Origin of the sequence: Streptomyces daghestanicus (assembly GCF_020521275.1) — a bacterium.
Taxonomy (GTDB): Bacteria; Actinomycetota; Actinomycetes; order Streptomycetales; family Streptomycetaceae; genus Streptomyces; species Streptomyces griseoviridis.
On record NZ_BNDX01000013.1, the window covers coordinates 113,035 to 131,528 of the forward strand.

The 18,494-nt window shown below is 71.5% G+C and carries 14 protein-coding genes and 1 pseudogene; 9 read left to right on the forward strand and 6 right to left on the reverse strand.

Features of this window, described 5'->3' with window-relative positions; genetic code table 11:
• The first annotated feature begins 1,371 nt into the window (after window positions 1-1,371).
• The 4 genes from Sdagh_RS24880 (at window position 1,372) to Sdagh_RS24895 (ending at window position 3,839) form a co-directional block, all read left to right on the forward strand.
• A complete protein-coding gene (locus Sdagh_RS24880; RefSeq protein WP_190078327.1) occupies window positions 1,372-1,743 on the forward strand; it encodes a hypothetical protein in 372 nt (123 codons plus the stop codon).
• Window positions 1,744-1,833: 90 nt separating this feature from the next.
• Window positions 1,834-2,019, forward strand: coding sequence for a hypothetical protein (locus Sdagh_RS24885; RefSeq protein ID WP_190078328.1), 186 nt, complete (start codon window positions 1,834-1,836; stop codon window positions 2,017-2,019).
• 471 nt (window positions 2,020-2,490) lie between these two features.
• Window positions 2,491-2,991 (forward strand): hypothetical protein, encoded by a 501-nt coding sequence (locus Sdagh_RS24890; RefSeq protein ID WP_190078329.1) that lies wholly within the window; start codon window positions 2,491-2,493, stop codon window positions 2,989-2,991.
• A gap of 101 nt (window positions 2,992-3,092) precedes the next feature.
• Window positions 3,093-3,839 (forward strand): DUF5131 family protein, encoded by a 747-nt coding sequence (locus tag Sdagh_RS24895; protein WP_190078330.1) that lies wholly within the window; start codon window positions 3,093-3,095, stop codon window positions 3,837-3,839.
• A gap of 25 nt (window positions 3,840-3,864) precedes the next feature.
• Here Sdagh_RS24895 and tcmP read toward each other — a convergent pair whose 3' ends face one another.
• A complete protein-coding gene (gene tcmP / locus Sdagh_RS24900) occupies window positions 3,865-5,046 on the reverse strand; it encodes a three-Cys-motif partner protein TcmP (protein ID WP_190078331.1) in 1,182 nt (393 codons plus the stop codon).
• A 1,082-nt stretch (window positions 5,047-6,128) separates the two neighbouring features.
• Here tcmP and Sdagh_RS24905 point away from each other — a divergent pair.
• The gene (locus tag Sdagh_RS24905; RefSeq protein WP_190078332.1) at window positions 6,129-6,782 is read left to right on the forward strand and encodes an HNH endonuclease family protein; all 654 of its coding nucleotides are present in this window, start codon (window positions 6,129-6,131) and stop codon (window positions 6,780-6,782) included.
• Window positions 6,783-6,829: 47 nt separating this feature from the next.
• Here Sdagh_RS24905 and Sdagh_RS24910 read toward each other — a convergent pair whose 3' ends face one another.
• Window positions 6,830-7,498 carry an HAD family hydrolase gene (locus Sdagh_RS24910; protein ID WP_190078333.1) on the reverse strand — a complete coding sequence of 223 codons (669 nt, stop codon included), beginning with the start codon at window positions 7,496-7,498 and terminating at the stop codon, window positions 6,830-6,832.
• A gap of 79 nt (window positions 7,499-7,577) precedes the next feature.
• Here Sdagh_RS24910 and Sdagh_RS24915 point away from each other — a divergent pair, with 79 nt between their 5' ends.
• Window positions 7,578-8,330: a helix-turn-helix domain-containing protein gene (locus Sdagh_RS24915; protein ID WP_226535693.1), complete on the forward strand. Its 753-nt coding sequence runs from the start codon at window positions 7,578-7,580 to the stop codon at window positions 8,328-8,330.
• On the opposite strand, the gene Sdagh_RS24920 is transcribed toward Sdagh_RS24915, so the two are convergent.
• Window positions 8,317-9,573, reverse strand: a complete 1,257-nt coding sequence (locus Sdagh_RS24920; RefSeq protein ID WP_226535765.1) for an FAD-dependent monooxygenase — start codon at window positions 9,571-9,573, stop codon at window positions 8,317-8,319. The two genes, Sdagh_RS24915 and Sdagh_RS24920, sit on opposite strands and share 14 nt — an antisense overlap.
• 66 nt (window positions 9,574-9,639) lie before the next feature.
• Between Sdagh_RS24920 and Sdagh_RS24925 the strand changes: the two genes are divergently transcribed.
• The 3 genes and pseudogenes from Sdagh_RS24925 to Sdagh_RS36740 all read left to right on the forward strand — a co-directional run bounded on the left by Sdagh_RS24925 (window position 9,640) and on the right by Sdagh_RS36740 (window position 11,482).
• On the forward strand, window positions 9,640-10,248 hold the full coding sequence (locus tag Sdagh_RS24925) for a TetR/AcrR family transcriptional regulator C-terminal domain-containing protein (RefSeq protein ID WP_226535695.1): 609 nt from the start codon (window positions 9,640-9,642) through the stop codon (window positions 10,246-10,248).
• A gap of 43 nt (window positions 10,249-10,291) precedes the next feature.
• Window positions 10,292-10,654, forward strand: a pseudogene (locus tag Sdagh_RS37185) (helix-turn-helix domain-containing protein); the annotation flags it as partial.
• Window positions 10,655-11,149: 495 nt separating this feature from the next.
• Window positions 11,150-11,482, forward strand: a complete 333-nt coding sequence (locus Sdagh_RS36740; RefSeq protein ID WP_308288764.1) for a KR domain-containing protein — start codon at window positions 11,150-11,152, stop codon at window positions 11,480-11,482.
• 411 nt (window positions 11,483-11,893) lie between these two features.
• Here the strand turns inward: Sdagh_RS36740 and Sdagh_RS24940 are convergent, their stop codons facing one another.
• The 3 genes from Sdagh_RS24940 to Sdagh_RS24950 form a co-directional block, all read right to left on the reverse strand.
• A complete protein-coding gene (locus tag Sdagh_RS24940; protein ID WP_190078334.1) occupies window positions 11,894-16,225 on the reverse strand; it encodes an nSTAND1 domain-containing NTPase in 4,332 nt (1,443 codons plus the stop codon).
• Between the two features lie 323 nt (window positions 16,226-16,548).
• Window positions 16,549-16,932 (reverse strand): CU044_2847 family protein, encoded by a 384-nt coding sequence (locus tag Sdagh_RS24945; RefSeq protein ID WP_190078335.1) that lies wholly within the window; start codon window positions 16,930-16,932, stop codon window positions 16,549-16,551.
• 354 nt (window positions 16,933-17,286) lie between these two features.
• A complete protein-coding gene (locus tag Sdagh_RS24950; RefSeq protein ID WP_190078336.1) occupies window positions 17,287-18,438 on the reverse strand; it encodes an NsdA family TPR-like regulatory protein in 1,152 nt (383 codons plus the stop codon).
• Window positions 18,439-18,494: the final 56 nt, after the last annotated feature.

Here is an 18,494-nt window from a genome sequence, read left to right on the forward strand (position 1 = left end):
GAGGACGACCGCTCCTCCCGCCCGGAGGAAAGGGAATGCCGGAGAACGAACCGCCGGACTACGGCCGGTGGGCCTTCTACGTCGCTTGCATGGATCTGGCCATCCAGCTCGCAAACTGGCTCACCTGGTAGCCCGGCGCTCGTCACAGGGCCGTTTCCGACGGGGAACGGCCCTCCACGTCAGGCGCTGCTTATGGAAGATGCACCGTCCTGGGGCGACCCCCGCGCTGGTGCGTCCCGAGATGCAATACCTGACGCTGCCAACATACCCATTTGTTCACGGCGCCGCCCAGTGAACCGTCGGGGCAATCCGCGTGGAGAGAAGAGTTCATATGCGCCATTCGTGAAGTCTGTCCGGGTATCGCGGCGCACCTACCGGCATTCGCGGAGCCGCTGGTCGGCGTAGTGCCGACTTCCCGGGCCCTGCTGGGATGGGTCCGCCAGTCACGCGGGGCTGGGCATCCTCGAGAGCCTGCGTCTCGGCCTCATCCAGCAGAAGGTACTGAACAGCCGCCCGAACGCGGAGCGTGATGAACTGCGCCCGCCGCTTGGGGACTCGGGACAGCGGGCCTGTATCGCCCAGCCGGCGTGGTCGCCGAGCTCCAAGCCTTCCAGCCTTCTTCAGGGTCCGGGTAAAGCAGGTAGGCGGCGAGCGGGATGAGGCAGGCATCCAGGACGGCGTGTGACAGTTCCTGCGGAACAGGCGGGGCCGACGCGGCGCCAGTAGTGCGGGTGCAGCGATCTGGCCCCAGTCCCGACCAACCCGTTCCGCCGTGTGCTGGGGGAGACGGGGTAAGAGCGCGATCGCCACCTCAACCTGGTGGGGGTGCTGTGCAAAGCGGAGATCAGCCTGGGCCAGACGCGGCGAAGCCGCAGGATGGCGGCCAGCGTCTTGTCGTCGGCGTGCACCAGGAGCTGGCCGCGCAGCCGCTTGACGGAGGTCCGGGTTAGCAGCGTGGGCATCGCTTCCTTGAGGGCTCTCTCCCGCCACCGGTCGGCCTGGGGGGGGGGAAGCCTCCGTCGTCATCGCCGGCGCGCACAAGGCCTCGATCACCGTCTTCAGGGCATCCTTGGGGAGATCCTTGCTCATCGCGAGGTCCCGCCACAGCGGGTACGTACGGGCGTTGACCATCCTCGGTCCCTCTCCCAAATCTGACCTGGTGTCACTGCCTGGCCGCCATCCGTGGAACGACCGTAGGCGCACCCGAGCCTGCGCGGGACGCGATCCCCGAAGTCGCCCCACCGCGCATCCGGGCCACGGCTCCTTTCGCCGCCCCGGAGCGAAGGACAGCCCTTGCGCTTTGCGCACACCGCGTGTCACGCTCAGGGTGTGCACAAAGCGCACACCACTTCTGGTGAGGGAGACAGGCCCATGTCCGTGACCGTGACCAAGACCGGCGGCCGCACCGTGACGATCACGTGGGAGCCCGGCGACGACCCCCGCGGCTACCTCGCCGCGGCTGTCGAGGGCGACCAGCTCGCCTACGCGCTGGAGTCGCTCGGGGAGAGTGGAGCCGGCCACGCCGGGCCGGCCGTGTCCGAGGGGCAGGCGCTGCTGGCCACCCGTCACACCAGTGACCTCGCCCGGCTCCTGGAGCGCCGGGCCGCCGTCCAGGTCGTGATGCTCAAGGATCGCTACGGGCTGTCCTGGCGGCGGATCGCCTCCGCGCTCTTCGACGACCCCGAGAAGCAGTCCTCCGTGCGGCGGATGTACGACTCCGGCCGCCGTCACCTCGGCGTCTGACGGGTGCCCGCTCCTGCCCGCACGGCTCGCCGGCCGGGCGGGGGCGGGGACCCGGGACAGACCCGGTCCGCACGAGACGAGGAGAACACCATGGCGAAGGACAGCGACTCCCGCGAGGCCTGGGTCCAGGCGCAGGCCGACGCGCTGTACGCCGACCTCAAGGCCAGGGAGGCGGCCGAGGAGGCCAGGGCCGCAGAGAGCACGACGGTCGTGGAGGGCAACCACTACGGCGTCACCGGCGGCGTGCACCACGGCGGCCGGACCTGGACCTTCTGACCGTGCCCGGGGCGGCCGACTCACTGCCAGGCGACCGGCCGCCCCGGCCCCCGGACCCCTGTCACAGAACCGGGAGAGGGCCATGGTCGCATCCCTCTCCTCTGCTGACGCAAACGAAGACCCGCATGTCCAGCACCTGCCAGACCACCACCGCCCCGCCCGTTTGAACACAGAGGAGGAACCATGTCCGAGGAGACGCCGCCCGAGGTCGCGGAAGCGCTGCGTCAGGCGCTCATCGCCCAGGAGGAAGCCGAGCGGCGACTGACCGAGGAGCTGGCCCGGCTCGCCGAGGAGAACAGGTAACCGCCGGATGGCGCTGAGGAGGGGGCGGGGCCGACAGACCCCGCCCCCTCCTCAGTCATCCCGCCGCCGAGACGAAAGGCAGCGGAGAACGCGGCCGCCCCGGACCAAGCGGGGCGGCTGTGTCAGTCGCCGGTCGCCGGCGGATAGCCGTCGTCCAGGACAATGCGGATGGTCTGGTCCTGCCCGGACGGCAACAAGGCCCGAGACCCGGAGCTCGCGATCGTCCTCGCCCGGTTCGACGACCTCCTCGCTGCGGCCGCGCCCGAACTCGTCGGGCGCGTCATGGCCGTGGGCTTCGACGCGGACACCGGCCGCCTGGACGTCGCCCCCGACGCGCCCGCGTACGGCACGCAGCTGCGCTGGAAAGCACCGAAGCTGATCGCGGCGGCCAACGAGAAGGTGTCCGGCGCGAACGTCCGTACCGTTCACGTCCTGGCGCCCGCGCCCGCGCAGGCAGGCCCCGCCACAGTGGTCGCCGCCCCGCCCCCGCAGCCGGCCGTGCCCGCCGTGCCGCCGGAGGGCTACCGCCGTGCGATCGAGGCGCACCGGCAGGCCGCCCGGCCGTCCTTGGCTGACCCGGCCATCGCGGAGGCGGAGCGGCTGCATCCCGAACCGCTCGACGGACCATGCGCGGACAACTACGGTGTGAACCTTTGTTCTATTCGATGAATTGTTCAGGATCGGTTACGAACACCGGCAGTCCCGGTCATCGCTTCCCGCAACGCGGCGGCGGAGGGCATCGTTGGGCAGCACACAGCAGGAGGGGACCAGTGAGCGACCGTAGTGCGATCGAGTGGACCGAGGCGACGTGGAACCCGACCACGGGGTGCGACCGTGTGTCGGAGGGCTGCGACAACTGCTACGCGCTGACGCTAGCCAAGCGCCTGAAGGCGATGGGCTCGCCGAAGTACCAGACGGACGGTGACCCGCGGACCTCCGGCCCCGGGTTCGGCCTGACGCTCCATCCGGACGCCCTGCGGGTGCCCTACGGGTGGAAGAGCCCGCGCACGGTGTTCGTGAACTCCATGAGCGACCTCTTCCACGCCCGGGTACCGCTCGACTACGTGCGCCGGGTCTTCGAGGTGATGGCCGACACCCCGCAGCACACCTACCAGGTCCTCACCAAGCGGGCGCGGCGCCTTCGCCAGGTCGCCGGCCGTTTGGAGTGGCCGGACAACCTGTGGATGGGCGTGTCGGTGGAGAGCGCGAAGGAACTGCCGCGCGTGGACGACCTGCGGCAGGTGCCGACGGCGGTGCGGTTCCTGTCGTGCGAGCCGCTGCTGGGGCCGCTGGACGGGCTTGAGCTGTCCGGGATCGACTGGGTGATCGCGGGCGGCGAGTCCGGGCGCGGGCACCGGCCGCTGGACGAGGCCTGGGTCGCGCAGATCCGGGACGTCTGCCAGCGGGCCGGTGTCGCCTTTTTTTTCAAGCAGTGGGGCGGGCGAACCCCGAAGGCCGGCGGCCGCGAGCTGGATGGCCGGACCTGGGACGAGATGCCGCAGCCCGCGGCGGTGTAGCGCGGCGGGCTGCCTGGCCGGGCGTTCACGGTCGAGCGGGTTGCACGACCAGTGCGCGGGTCTTGTCGCCGCCGACGCCCGTGGTGGGCGTCTTGCCCTGGCTGTGCAGGTACTTGACGGCCTTGCGGGCAGTCGGATCGGTGACCTGTCCGAAGTAGTCACCGAAGACGGCCAGGGTGTGGTCGACCAGCCGGACCGGGCGCCCGGCGCTCAGCAGCCTCTCCAGGTTGGCGGCCATCGCCGGAACGGCTTCCTTCTCCACGGTCGCGGGGTCGGGCCGCAGCACGGAGGCAGCGGAGAACAGGGCGTCCGGATCGTCCCGGGTCTCCTGCAGTTCCAGCGTCTTCCACCATTCCGCGCGGGCCCGGGCCACGGTGTCGCCGAACACCCACAGCCCGTACTGGCTGCGGGTGGCGAACACCAGCCGGTACACGGCGCGCTTGTGCGGTGCGTGCGAGACCGGCACCGACTGCACGAACATGCCGGTACGGCGGGCCAGGCGGCGGGCGTACTCGGCCGCCACCGCCTCGATGGCGTCCTCCGCGGCACCGGCCTGCGCGCCGGGGGCCGCCGCCTCGGCGAAGTACCCGCGCCACCAGGCGCCCCCGCAGACCTCGTCGAAGCGCCGCAGCGAGGTCTCGTTGCCCTTCGGCGAACGGACGTGCCCGCCCAGCCGCCACACCGCCATCATGCTGAAGTTCATCAACAGCTCGGTCGCCGGCTTCTTGTCCGGCCGCTGCCTGGCCAGCACGTCCACGAGCCGGTCCTGGGGCAGCACCAGCCCGCACGGGTCCAGGAAGAGGAACAGTGGCCTGCCCGCAGCCCGCTGGATGACGCTGTCCAGGACGCCGTCGACCTCACCCCGATGAGCGTGCGCGACGACTCCCTGGCGGCGGTAGCCCTCCACGACCTGCTGCAGCCGCTGGAACGACTTGGCCTGGGCCTCGGTGAAGAAGCCCTCCACCGTCACCCCGTGCCGGGAGCGGAAGTAGGAGGCGACCCGGAGCGCGAGCTCCGCGGAGGCCGGCTCGCCGGTCTCGTAACGGCCCTCGCCCGCATACCCGTCCAGGTAGACCACCCGCTTGTCGTGCGACTGGCCGCTCAGCATGCCACCGAACTGCGCCAGATAGCGCTTCAGCAGGTCATGCTTGAAGACGCTGGGCAGTGCTCTGTCTTTCCAGTAATCCCCGCTCGTTCCCGTCGACATGGCCCCCACCTCGTCACGGTCCGGACAACCGTCTGCTACGCATCGTCAGCCACATACCTGAGTCCGACAAGAGGCCCGCTGCTTCACCCCCGCAGTTCCGGCCCGGCTGCGCTGCTTGAGAGCGCACCGCGCCCGGGCGCGGTTGCAGGGGGTAACCCGTTCGAGTGAGAACTCCGCCGTGAAACGCTCAAGGCTCACCGAACCGGCCACGGTTTCGCAGGGAGCCGCGCTGCGCCGGACCCCGAGGTGCTCGTTCGGTGGGCTGCTGCTCCCCAAGGCCTGCTGGTTTCAGTCGCGAGGCCCTTGCTGGCGATCTCCCTGTCGGCGGGAACTGCTGCGCGCCGTCCCTCCACCCCGCAAGCCGACAGCCCTGTCCTGACACCGCCCAAAGCCGGGCTGCCAGCGACACCTGGCGTCCGCACCGTGACCGGCGCGTTGGTGATCTGGAGTGCACGCGCGCACCGTTGGCCCGGATCGATGGACGCCCACTGCCTTCTCCACGCAGGAGCCTCAGGGCGACATCGGGTTTGACGGGCAAGGACCTCATCGGCGGGGATCGACGCCTTACAGGCCGAAACTGATCGGGGGGCAGCTGACAGGGTGGCTGGCCTGGCTGGGACTGCCCCGTCTCTGGCGCTGTCGCGGTACCGCCGAACCCGTCCTCCTCGGACTCGCCGCGGCGCGACAGATCGGAGCCGCGCGTCGGCAAGGGAGAAGGCCGTCCCGAGCAGCACCAGCCGCGCGCCGAGGACTGCCCGAGCGAACCCGTCATCTTCGATTCGGCGCGCTGAGTCCCGGCGCCCCGGTCGCGGGTGCGCGGTCGGGGCTCAGACGGCTTTGCCGGCGTGGCGCCTCCCCCGGAAACTCCGGATGTTCCGGCCCAGCCGGCTGCTGCCCTTGGGCACTGTTCGCCAGCAGTACGGGGGCGGCTCCCTGACGTCTGCCCTGACGGGGCGTACGGCGGGCTCTTCGCCGTCCCGCGAAGATCCGCTCGATCAGGTGGCGTTCGCGCTGTGCCCGGGCGCGTTGCGGGCCGCCCACCGGACGGTGGGTCACGACCGCTGATCAACGGAAGGACCCGCGTGCTCCGCCACCTCGCCGCTGCCCTGGCTGCCCTCACGATCCTCGCACCCGCCGCTCAGGCAGCACCCGCTGCGGAGCCCGTCACCCTGCCGCTCGCCGAGGCGGTCGATCAGCTCCCAGAGAGCGCCGAGGATCGGACGGGCTACGACCGGGACCTGTTCAAGCACTGGAACGCGGGGCTGAAGCGGGACGGCTGCGACACCCGCAAGGAGATCCTCATCTCCGAGGCGGTCGAGGCGCCGACGGTGGGAGCCCGATGCAAGATCACGGGCGGTTCGTGGTGGTCGTACTACGACGAGCGGACACAGACGGACGTCGCGGACCTGGACATCGACCACATGGTGCCGCTCGCGGAGGCGTGGGACTCCGGGGCGTCGGGCTGGACGGCCGCCCGGCGGGAGGCGTACGCCAACGACCAGGGCGCGGAGGAGTCATTGATCGCGGTCACGGACCGGGTGAACCAGGCGAAGGGCGACCAGGACCCGGCGGAGTGGCTGCCGCCGGCGGAAGGCGCGCTGTGCCGGTACCTGTCCGAGTGGGTGGGGACGAAGCTCCGCTGGGAGCTGACGGCGGATGATGCGGAAACGGATACGCTGCGGGACCTGGTCGGTGAGTGCGCGAGGCAGACGGTGACGTACGAAGTCGCGGAGTAGCGGGCCGGGCCGGCCCCCGTTGCCTTCGGGCGGTGGTGGCCGTTTCGTCACACCCGGAGTGCGTCGAGCACCTGTGCAGTGTCAGCGAGCCCGTCCAGCACCAGCTCCGCGCCTGCGGCCTCCAGTTCGGCCGCTGGCGTCTTCCCGGTGGCGACCGCGACGACGCGGACACCCGCCTCGTGTCCGCCCGCGACGTCTGCAGGCGTGTCCCCCAGGAACACAGCCTCGGCCGCCTGTACGCCCGCGCGGTGCAGGGCGAGGCGAAGCAGCTCGGGGCGGCCCTCGCCGTCCTCCCCGCAGGCCCCGTCGTCCAGGCGCAGGTAGGCATCGAGGCCGAAGGTCGCCAGCTTCACCTCGGCGGCCGTGCGGACGTTGCCGGTGACCACCGACTGCCGCACGCCCCGCTCCTCCAGAGCAGCGAGAGCGGCGGCGGCCCCGGGCAGGGCGTGCCCGCGCTCGCGCAGCTCGGCCGTCCGCCGGATGTGCTCGGCACCGAGCGCGTCGGTGAACCGGGCGAACAGCTCGTCGTCGTACGTCACGCCGTGCAGGCGTGCGGTCTCCCGCAGGATCACTCGCTCCGTGGACCCCGTCACCGACGCCTGCTCCCGCAGACCGACCCCTGTCACCTGTTCGAAGGCGGCGGCCCACAACTCACGGCCGAGGCCGCGCGTCGCCATCAGCGTATGGTCGATGTCCCACAGCACCAGTTCCGGCACCGGCGTCTCCTTCCTCCACGGACACGGGGTCCCCACGCATCGGGCACCCTACGCTCAAAACCAGGAGCAAGGAGTGGCCATGGTTGCAGCAGACCTGCCCATCGGGGACCGCATCAAGCACTACCGCGGCGGACGCCGGCAGGACGCCGTCGCCGGCCTGGTCGGCATCTCGCCGGACTACCTGTCGCAGATCGAGCGCGGGATCAAGGTGCCGAGTCTGCCGATCCTGTACGCCCTGGCGCAGGAGTTGGGGTCCCCGCCGCCGCGCTGCTGTCCGAGCAGCCGCCCGCGGAGCGGGACCCCACGGACACGGCCGAGGCCGCTGTGGGCCGGGCGCTCCTCGGCTACGGCCCGGCCCGCAGCGCCCCCGCTGTCACTGCGGCCGTGCTCAGGGAGCGGGTCGAAGCCGCGTGGAGCAGTTGGCAGACGAGCGGCAATCGCTTCACCGAGGCCGCCGAGACGCTGCCCGGTCTTGTCGCCGACGTCGAGCACGCGGTGCGCGCCGCCCGCGGGGGCAACGATCCGGCCGAGCGGCGGGCCGTCCTGCGGGCGGCGGCCGACCTGTACTGCCTGCTCCGCTCGTACCTGCGGCGCACCGGACGCGTCGACCTCGCCACCCTCGCCGCCGGCCGGGCGATGCGCGCGGCCGAGGACGCGGACGACCCGCTGCGGATCGCGGCGGCCCAGTGGAACTTCGGTCACGTCCTACTCGCGGCCGGGCAGCCCGCAGAGGCCGAGGAGCTGGCGCTCCGCGCGGCCGAGCGGGTTGAAGCGGCGACGATGCCGCAGGTCAAGCGCGCGGCGATGGGCGGCGGCTTTCAGACGGCGCTGATCGGCGTCGGGTTCTCGGGGAGCTGCCAGCTGCCGCCGCGGTCCTCCTTCGAAAAGCGCGCGGCGAGATCGGGAACGTGCAGGAAGCAGGCCAGTGCGGTGGCGGCCTGGAAGACGTTGATCGCACGCTGGGTCATCGGCATGCCCAGGCGCAGGAGGCGCGGATTCACTTCGCCTTGGATCTTGTCGACGAAGGGACGCAGCACTCTGTCGTAGTTCGCCAGTGCGGTCGGCAGGTCGCCCGGGTGCCGGTTGATCTCGCCGGCCAGGACGTAGGCGCCCACCAGGCCGCCGGAGATGCCCATGCCGCTGTAAGGGGAAGCGCAGTGGGCGGCGTCGCCGACAAGGACCACGCGGCCCCTGGACCAGGTGTCGGTTCGGACCTGGACGATCTCCTGGGAGTAGAAGAAAGGGCTCGTCTGCATGCCGTTGATGAAGCGCGCGGTTTGCCAGCCGGCGTCGCGGAACCTGCTCGCCCAAAACTCGCGCTGGCGCTCGACGGGTTCCCGGTGGATCGCCGAGGCCTCCTCGGACTCCTCCCGCATGACGAAGTACACCTGGGTCTCGGTCGGGTTGTGGCTGCGGCGCATGATCTGACGGCCGCCCGGGACCATGTAGGTGTCCCGGACGTTGGTGTCGGACGCGATGCGCGGGATGAACCAGTAGGCCATGTGGATGCCGACCCGCCAGTACGGATCGAAGCCCGCCGGGAGGATCGCCTGCCGGATGCGCGATCCCTGCCCGTCCGCGCCGACCAGGAGGTCGAACTCGCCGGAAGACCCGTCGGAGAAGTGCGCGACGACCCTCCGTCCGTCCTGCTCGAAGCCGTCCATGCTCACGCCGAAGAGGTACTCGGTGTCGTCCTTCGACGCGTCGTGCAGGATGCGTACCAGGTCACCGCGCATGATCTCGTACTCGGACGTGAGGGTCTGCCGGCCCTGGCCGGAGGTGTTGGCCATGATCGTCGCCTTGGCCCTGCCGTGCGCGTCGACGAAGGCGACTCCCGCTTCGTCCACCAGCTTGCCGCGCACGGCGTCAAGAAGCCCCATCCGCTCGACGGCCTCGATGCCCTGCCCCCGGAGGTCGACCTGCGCCCCGGTGGCCCGCAGCGCCGGAAAGCGTTCGGCGACCGTCACCCTGTGTCCGCCGCGCGTGAGCCAGAAAGCCAGCGCCTGGCCTGTTATCCCGCCGCCGGCAACAAGGACCCGCAAGGGGCGCGCTCCCGATCCGTTGACCATGCCCATCACTCCAAAAATCTATCAGTGAATGATTCTTTTTCAGATTCATCTATCGGTGATAGATTTGTCAACGTGACCAAGGTGAACCGCGAGACCGTCGTCTCTGAAGCGCTCGACCTGCTCGATGAGGTCGGGCTGGACATGGTCAGTACGCGGCGGCTGGCGAAGCGGCTGGGTGTCGAACAGCCCTCGCTCTACTGGTACTTCCGCACCAAGAAGGACCTTCTCGCCGCCATGGCGGAGGCGGCCATGGCACCGCATGCGGCCACCCCGCTGCCGACACCGGACGACGACTGGCGCGACTGGTTCCTGGACAACACGCGAAGCTTCCGGCGCACCCTGCTGATGCGCCGGGACGGCGCACGCCTCCACGCAGGCAGCACCCCAACCAGCGACCTTGACCGGATCCGTCACAAGATGGATTTCCTGGTCGCCTCCGGAGTGCCTGAGCGGGATGCACAGATGGCGATGCTGGCCGCTGGCCGCTTCACGGTGGGCAGTGTCCTGGAAGAACAGGCGGACGCCGGCCCCGGCGACGGCTCAGATCCACCGGCGGACATGCCTGCGATCGACCACGAGTCGGCATTCGAGGCTGGCCTGACCCTGATCCTGGACGGCCTGGTGCACCGCACCGCGGCGCGGACCGCCTCCCTGTCGGCAAACGGTGGCACCCTCAAGTGATCAACACACCACCACAGATGATCGTGTGATCGTGGAGGCACAGGTGCGTGACTACGGGTTTTCGCCGGCTCAGCGGGACGAGATGTGAAGACGCTGGCGCGAGGGGCAGTCGTTCAGCTTGATCGGGCGGGCGCTCGGGGCGCCGATGCAGAGCGCCCGCCGTTTCCTGTACCAGAGCGGCGGCGTCCGCCTCACCCCGCAGATGCGGTCAGAGCGGCATCTGAGCGGCAGCGAGCGTGAGGAGATATCCCGCGGTATCGCCGTCGGGGAATCGGCCCGCCAGCTGGCCGAGCGGCTGGGCCGATCGCCTTCGACCGTTTCCCGCGAGATCGCCCGAAACGGCGGCCGGGACCGCTACCGAGCTGCCTCGGCCGATGCCGCCGCCTACCAGCGCGGACGCCGCCCCGCCGTGGCGGCCGACAAGACCGCTGTCGTCCGCACCGTGTACCTGGAAAGCCGGTCCATCGCCGCCCTCGCGCGCGACCACCACGTCAGCCGCGGCGCTATCCGCACGGCTCCCGCCGACCTTCTGCCCGAGCACACCGCCATCGAGGAAGACGCCCCCGCCCCGGAGCTGCCGGTCACCCTCGACACGCCGGGCAAGGTCGCCGACATCCCATTGAGCTGGAGCCCGCCGAGCGGGTCGCGCTCGACCAGGCTGTGACCCTACGGCGCGGACAGGGCTACACCCTGCGCGTCACCGCCGTCACCGCCGTGCCCCGCAGGCTTCTCGCCCGCTGCCCGCCGCTCGACGGCGGCCCAGACGTCCCGGCGGTCCCGGCCCAGCGCAAGGCCCGCCGCGAGTACGAGAACCGCGTCAACGCTCCTGTAGCCACAGCCGGATCACGACCTGGGTCAGCGGCTACCGCTGATTTCCGTTCGGATACTCCCCGAGTGTCCCTTGCTGCTGCACCACGCCACCGCCGGCCAGGAACTGGACTGGTGGGTCACTTTCTCCTCCGCCGTCTCACTGCTCGGCAACCCGGGACAGGGCGCCTACGCCGCCGCCAACGCCTGGTTCGACGAGTTCACCTCCTGGCGCCGAGCCCAGAACCTGTCGGCCACCTGCGTCAACTGGGGCCCGTGGGCGGAGCCGCCTGCACGCCCCTGGACCTGGCCCGCTGGCTGGATTCCTAACCCGGCGACCGGCCGCACCGCCTTCTTCGCCGAACTGGCCGCCCCGACGGCCGGCGCGGACCCGGCGGGCGGACGCAGCGCCCTGATCTCGGGGTAGATGCAGACGTAGCCGTCCGGGCAGGCGATCCCCGCCTCGGTGTGGGCTCGGTGGAGGCGGAGGCCGGGACGGTCAGCAGCGCGAGGGCGAGGGCGGCGACGGCCGCGGCCCGCGTCAGAGTCTTCAGCACGTCCTACAGATACTGTGAACCGGCCGCCCGGGCGGACCGGTTCGGGCGGGTTCACCCCGTCGAAGAGGCGGCTCCGGCGTAGCGGGGGCGAGTACGGGACCGTCCGCCGTAGCTCTGGCCGCCACCGCTTGCGGGCATTGTGAGGGGGCCGTGATTGCCGTGCTCGCATCGCATTTTGCCGTCGCACTCGCCGTTGCCGCTCAGCCTCAGGACGATCACGAAGGCTCCCGCTCCAGGGCACTTGCGAGGGCCTGCTCCTCTTTTCGTGCGTTGCCGGGCGGTCAGCAGGTCGTGCGGTAGGGGACGTCGGGGATGTGCTCCTGCCACTGCTCCTCGGTCAGGCCGCCGTCCGAGATGGCGCACAGTTCGTGGATGAGACGGGACCGGGCGACGGGGTGGGTACGGAATCCCTGGCCGTCCAGGGTGACGAGGGCGGAGCTGTCCGCGGTGAAGGTCATCAGCGTGAAGTTCCCCGTGGAACTTCCCAGGGCAGGGCCTACCTGTCGGCGGGCCAGCAGGTCCCAGATCTTGATCTCTTCGGTCCCGGGTGTCGCGTTCTGTTGGGCGACGGCGATCAGCCGGCCGTCCGGGGAGTGGGCCACGGGGGCGTCGGCCGAGACGGGAGCGCCGAGGTCGAGGGGCTGTCCCCGGGGGCGCAGGGTCTGCGGGTCGAGGAAGGTCAGGGTGCTGTGCACGTTGTCCGGGTCGGTGTAGGCGGTGGTGCCGTCGGGGCCGTATCCGTCGAGGCGTAGTCCCGTGGTGCCGGGGACGAGGACCTGGCCGGACGGGACGGCGACGGTGCCCAGCAGGGGGCTGACCGTCAGGGCTTTCCCGTCCGGCCGGAACGTCACCGTCGTGCCGAAGTCGAGGAGCGCTGTCTGCAGGGTGAAGGTCTTCTTCCGGATCAGCTTCATGGTCTTCAGGTCGTAGAACCGCAGCGCGTGCCGGTACCCCTTCGAGCCCGCGTTCCCCGCCCCGTCGTAGGTGGCGTACGTCGTGCCGTCCGGTGAGAACGCGACGGTGGTCGTGAAGCCGCCCAGGAAGCCGGGCAGGGTACCGAGCCTGGCGCGTTTCTCCGTGTCCCAGATCTGCACCTTGTCCAGCCCCTGCGGGATGGCCAGCAGTCCGCCGTCCGGGCTGAGCAGGATGCGGCCCGCCTGCGGGACGGGGATACGCGTCCGCTTCGCCAGCGGCGCGGTGGACCAGATCTGGATGCCGCTGTCGCCGGCCGTCTGGACCGCGACGGTCGAGCCGTCCTGGCTCGCGACCGACGCCGCCCCTGCCGCTCCCGTGACCGGCGCCTCGGTGCCGTGCGAGGTGAGGCGGGAGATGTCGAGGGAGCGGAATGTCCCGTCCTCGCCGACGCAGCGCAGCTCGGTGTCGTCGGGGGAGAACCGGAATGTGCCGGGGTCGCAGAAGCTGACGGGCGTGGGGTAGGTGAAGACGGGTTCGGCGCCCTTGGCGTAGGTGGCGTCCCAGAGGGTGAAGCCGACGGAGACGAGCGTGCCGTCGTGGCTGAAGCGCACGTCGTCGCCGTAAAGGTCCTGATCGGAGTTCTGCTCCGGGACGTGCTCGAACGTGCTGGTTCCGACTTCACCGTCGTCGTACAGGTCGGACACGCGCAGGCCGTTCTCGGTCAGCACGGCGGTCTGGTCGAGGTCGGGGCTGAACGCCAGGGGGCCGGGGAAGTCGGTGGGCTTGATGCCGAGATCCGGGACTGGCAGGTTCTTGCCGGTGGTGAGGTCGGCCCAGATGACGGTCGGTCCGGTCTCCTGGGAGCTCGTCAGCGACAGTCGCCGCTCGCCGGCGAAGAAGGAGGGGTTGAACGGCGACTCGCCGGTGCGCAGGAGGCGGACCTTCCCGGTGCGAGTGTGCCACACCGTGGCCGCGTAGCCGCCGCCTTTGCGTCCGACGACGGTGGCCAGGTACGTGCCCTTCGGGCTGAGGGAGAAGACGGCGGGTCCGGTCGGGTAGGGGCGCCCGCGCGGGCGCAGCCCGCGGGCCTCGAGGACGACGGTGGTCTCGTCGTCGGTGCTCACGGCCACGGTCTTGCCGTCGCCGGACAGACGCACGTTGCGTACCCGCTGAGCGGTCCGGTGGGAGCCGAGCTGTTCGCCGGTGTCGACATTCCAGGTGCCGACGTGTGTGCCGCCGCCGGCGACCAGGATGCGGCCGTCGTCGTCGAGGGACGATGTCGTCACGTCGAAGTCGGGCAGTCTGACCGCCCGCTTCTCCACCTGGTTGCGCACCGCCAGGAGGCCCGCCCATGCCTCGGGGGTGTCGCCGAGGCGGGCGGCTGCCACCGCCAGCCGACGGGCGAGTCCCGGGTCGGTGGCGCCGAGGGACTGGGCCAGGCCGGCGACCTGCGCGGAGGTGGCCCGGTCGCGCTGGTGGACGACGGTCTGCCGCTGGTCGACCGCGATCCCGGCGGCGATGCTGACGGCCAGCAGGAGGACCCCGAAGAGGGCGTACAGCATGCGGCGCCGCCGTGTGAGATACCGGCGGTGCGCGTGCCCCAGCTTGAGGTACTCCCGCTGCGCTGCGCCCAGTTCACCGCTGCGGGCGGGAAGCCACCGCCCGGCGGTGTCCAGGGCGACGGCGGTCGGCAGGAGTTCCTTGAGCCGTCCGGCCCTCTCCCAGCGGTCCATGTCGAACTGCAGGTTCTCGCGCCAGTCCAGGAAGACGCGGTCCTCCTTGACGCGCGCGCTGAGCCTGTCCCAGCTGGAGATGAGCGCCTCGTGGGCCAGCTCGATGGTCTCCTGGGCAGCCGGCGGCCGGCCAGCCCGGCCGGGTCCCGCCGCTGCGGTGTTCTCCCGGCTCCGTGCCCGGCTGATGACCAGCAGCCGGGCACCGGCCAGGCGCTGGGCGACCCTCCACTCCCCCTCGCTCAGCTCCGCCCGGGTGACAAGGCGCCTGAGGGGAGTGTCCGTCCCGACGGGGGTGCGGACGAGCCGGGTCAGCAGCCTCTCCGCGTCCTCGACCTGCCGGCGCCGCTCGACTGCGCGGTCCCCGTCCTCCTCCCCTTCGCCGTCCGCGTTCACCTCGTCGACATACTGCTCCCAGACCGTGTTGGCGTGGCTGCCCAGGGCACCTCGCACGCCCCCGAGCGTGTCGTAGGCGTCGTGTGTGAGCTGTCCGCCGCGCTGCTCCTCCCACAGCCGGGCGAGGGTGAAGCTGAGCAGGGGCAGGATGCCCGGCGCGTCACCGACGTCGGCCAGGATGCGGTGGACGAGCGCGTCCTCGTAGGAGACGGCCGGCAGGTCGGCGACGGGCTTGCTGATGACGTCCCGCAGCTGCTCCTGCCGCATCGGCTCCAGGGCCTCGATCCGTGCCTTGGCGAGCAGACCGAGGCGGGGATGGGCCAGGACGGGCCCGAGGAAGTCCGCGCGCAGGACGGCCAGCACACCGACCGTCGGGGGTGCCTTCGGGCCGAGGGCTTCGGCCAGGGCGTCGATGTCACCGGGGTCGAAGGACTCCTCGTCGAGGAGTTCCTCGAACTGGTCGATGATGATCAGCAGCCGGGTGGCGCGCTGGACCCGAAGGACGCGTGCGGCGATCTGACGCAGGCCGTTGACATCGATCTCGTCCGTCACCGCGGCGATCCGTGCGAACCGCTCCGCCTCCGGGCAGCCGGGCTCCAGCAGTTCCAGCAGGACGGCGGCCAGGCCTCCAAGGGCGGTGGAGTGGTGGGCGGGGCGGAGGATGGCCACGGTGTCCTGCAGGCCACGACGCCGTGGCGCCACTCCCGCCATCGCGAGGGAGGACTTGCCGCAGCCAGACGGTCCCACCAGCGTGGTCCACCGCTGCCGGCCCACGATCCGCGCAAGGTGGTCGCTGTCGGCGTCCCGGCCGAAGAACGCGGCGGCGTGCGCCTCCTCGAACGGTTCGAGGCTGCGAAACGGCGAGGCCGGGCGGGCCAGGGCGGCCAGCGGCGGCCAGGAAGCGATCAGCTGGCCGACCGGGATCATGAACCCGGCCGCCGGTTCGCCGCGTTCGGCCCTGACGGTCATTCCGACCACGGCGCCGAGGTCCCGGGACCACACCGGGCTGCCGCTGAAACCCGGGGTCACGCGGTAGCCGGCACCGACCCGGTCGAGCTGGACCTGGCCGTCGGCCTGCGGCCCGCGCAGCACGCCCTCGTGCCAGACACCCTGCCGTCGCCCGGCCGGGAACCCGATGACCTCGGCGGAGCACCCGCGTAGCTTCTCCGGTTCGATGTCGACGCACCGAGCCGGCCCGGCCCCGGGTACCTGCCGCTCCAGCCGCAGCACCGCGATGTCCGGGCCGCCGCCGTCAGAAGCCTGCGACGGACCCCATTGCACGATGCCGGCTGTGACGGTCTCGGCGCCCCCGCGCGGGCCCGTGGCCGGATCACCCACCGCGGAGCGCAGCGGCAGGTCCACGGACAGACGCGCGTCGCCGGGCGGTTCCCGGCCGTCCAGGCCGAGTGCTGAGGCGACGACGTGGGCGCATGTGATCGCGTGACGGTCGTCGACCAGGAAGCCCACGCCGAGCGCACCAATTTCAGCGCTGGGTTCCGGCGAGGACTTGAAGATCCGCACGACGGCGGGGTTGGGGAAAGCGGTCCCGTCGGCCGCGCCCGCCGGGCTCATGGGTGCCCGCCGCACGTCCCGGCGGCGGGAGAGGCCGGCGCGGCCGCCGCCTCAAAGAGCTCCGTCCGCCGCTGCCCGTCCCCGGCGCCGGGCCGTGGCTTCGCCGCGCGCTTCATCCGTCCCCCTGGCTGTCCCGCGTATCAGTCCGGTGCCCGCCGGGCCCGTCCGACCGGAATTCTCCGGATCGGTGGCCCCCGGAGTCCGCGCCTGCACAACGACTTCACACAGGAGGGGGGCGAAGTGTCCGGATTTCATCGGCCGGCGGCTCAATCCGAGCCGCTCGTGCGACGCGGCACCGGTGCGACCGCCGTCCCCAACCGGCGTCAGAGTGCGCCGTCGGAGGCCGCGCCGTCTTCGTCACGCGCGCCGGTGTCCGCCCCCGCTGGCTGGCCGGTTCGGTGCCAGGTCAGGGAAACGGAGAAGTTGGCGGCTGCGGACGTACTGGTGATGATGGCGTCGGCCTCGGCGTTCAGGCTGATGCCGAAGGAGACGTTGATTTCGTCCGGGGCTTGCGCAAGACGGGAGAAGCTGTCGACGAAGGAGTCGGCCACGGGCCGGACCGTGCGCAGCATCTCCTGGAGCGAGCGGGCGCCCCGTGCCACCACCTGTCCGGGCCGGGCGACGTCGACGAGCCCCTCGCCCGCCTCACGGACCTCGATCAGCAGTCGGTCGTCCGCCCCGCCGACCGGTACTTCCACCACGTACATGTGACCCCCCCGTGTTATCCGTGCACGTGCCCGTCACGCCAGGCCCACTATGAGGCACCGGGCCCGCGCGGCGCCCGTCTTTCGGACGCCCGTGTCACCCCGGATCGTCCCGAACGCACCGCCCGGCACCCCCCACTTCGGTGCGGCACGCCCGTAGGGCCGGCCGTACGGAACGGCGGCGGGAGCGGCAGGTCCCGCCACGGTCGCCTGTGGCCTTAGGGACGACGCGCTCGCCACCGCCGCTCTTCGCAGTCGGATGCGGGCGTCTACGAGGCGGGGCGGAGCAGCGGGCCGACGTCGCACAGCATCTGCTGCACCGGCGGCGCTGAGGGTGGCTGCTGGGGTCCGGGGTGGTCACGTGCGGGCGTGGTGGAGGAACTCGTCGACGCCTTCGGCGTGGTGGTAGGGCTGGAAGCGGAGGAGGAGGGCGGTGATGAGGTGGGTGCAGCGGGGTGCGCCGGTAGCGCGGGCGAGGAGCAGGGCCTGGGTGGCGGCGACCGCGGCGGGTTCGGGTTCGCCGGCGTCGAGGTGGCTGGTGGCGCGGTAGGCGAGGAAGATGCTGCGGGTCTTGTCCCGGGCGGCGGGCAGGAGGCGTTCGCCGTCGGTGATGAGCTTTCGGGCGCGGGCGGTGTCGCCGAGGTCGAGGAGGGCCTGGCCGGAGTCGACGGCGAGGTCGGCGTCGGAGAGCCACGCACACCAGGCGGGCCGGTCGCCACCGGCGCGGCCCAGGTGGTGTTCGGCGGCAGTCAGGGCGTGCAGGGCGGGCCGGTGTTCGTGGAGTGCGGCGTGGGTGCGGGCGAGGCGCAGGTGGAGGAGGCTGCGTGCGGCGGGGTGGCCGGCGCGAGTGAGGGCGTGGGTGAGCAGCTGGCGGGCGAGGAGGTGGTCGCCTTGCCAGGTGGCCTGGTAGGCGAGGTCGCTGAGCAGGCCGGCGCCGCGGTCGGTGGCGCCGGTGGCGCGGGTGTTGTGGAGGGCGGCGATCCAGTACTGGGCGGCGTGGGCGTGGTCGCCCTGGTCGAAGCGGCGCCAGGCCAGAGTGTGGGCGAAGTCCGCGGCCAGGGCGTGCAGGCGGTGCGTCACCGAGGCGGTGGCGTGGCCGTGTTGGAGGAGGTCGGTGACGGTCGCCAGGTGCTCGCGCAGCAGGCGGGTGGTGTGGGGGTGGTGGTCGGGGCCGGCGGCGGTGAGGTGCCGGACGGAGGCTTCCAGAACGTCGGCCAGGTCGCCGCCCGTGGAGGCCGGAGGGCTGGGAGCCGGCTTGATGGTGTCCGTGGACCAGTCGGAGGCGAGGGTGGTCAGGGCGGTGGAGGAGACGGTGAGGAAGGTGCGGCGGTCCACGGTTCGCAGGGCCTCTCTCAGGGCGGGCACGATGGCGTGGGGGCCGAGGGGGACGACGCCGGCGTCGGTCACGGGCAGCCAGCCGGGCCAGGGCCCGTCGATGATGTCGGCGGGCAGGCCGAGGGCTTCGGCGGGATCTGGGAGTCCTCGTCCGGGCGGACTCCGCGTTCCCATTTGCGGATCCGGGAGGCGCCGGTGTCCGAGCACAGCCTGCGGTGCCGAGTCTCATC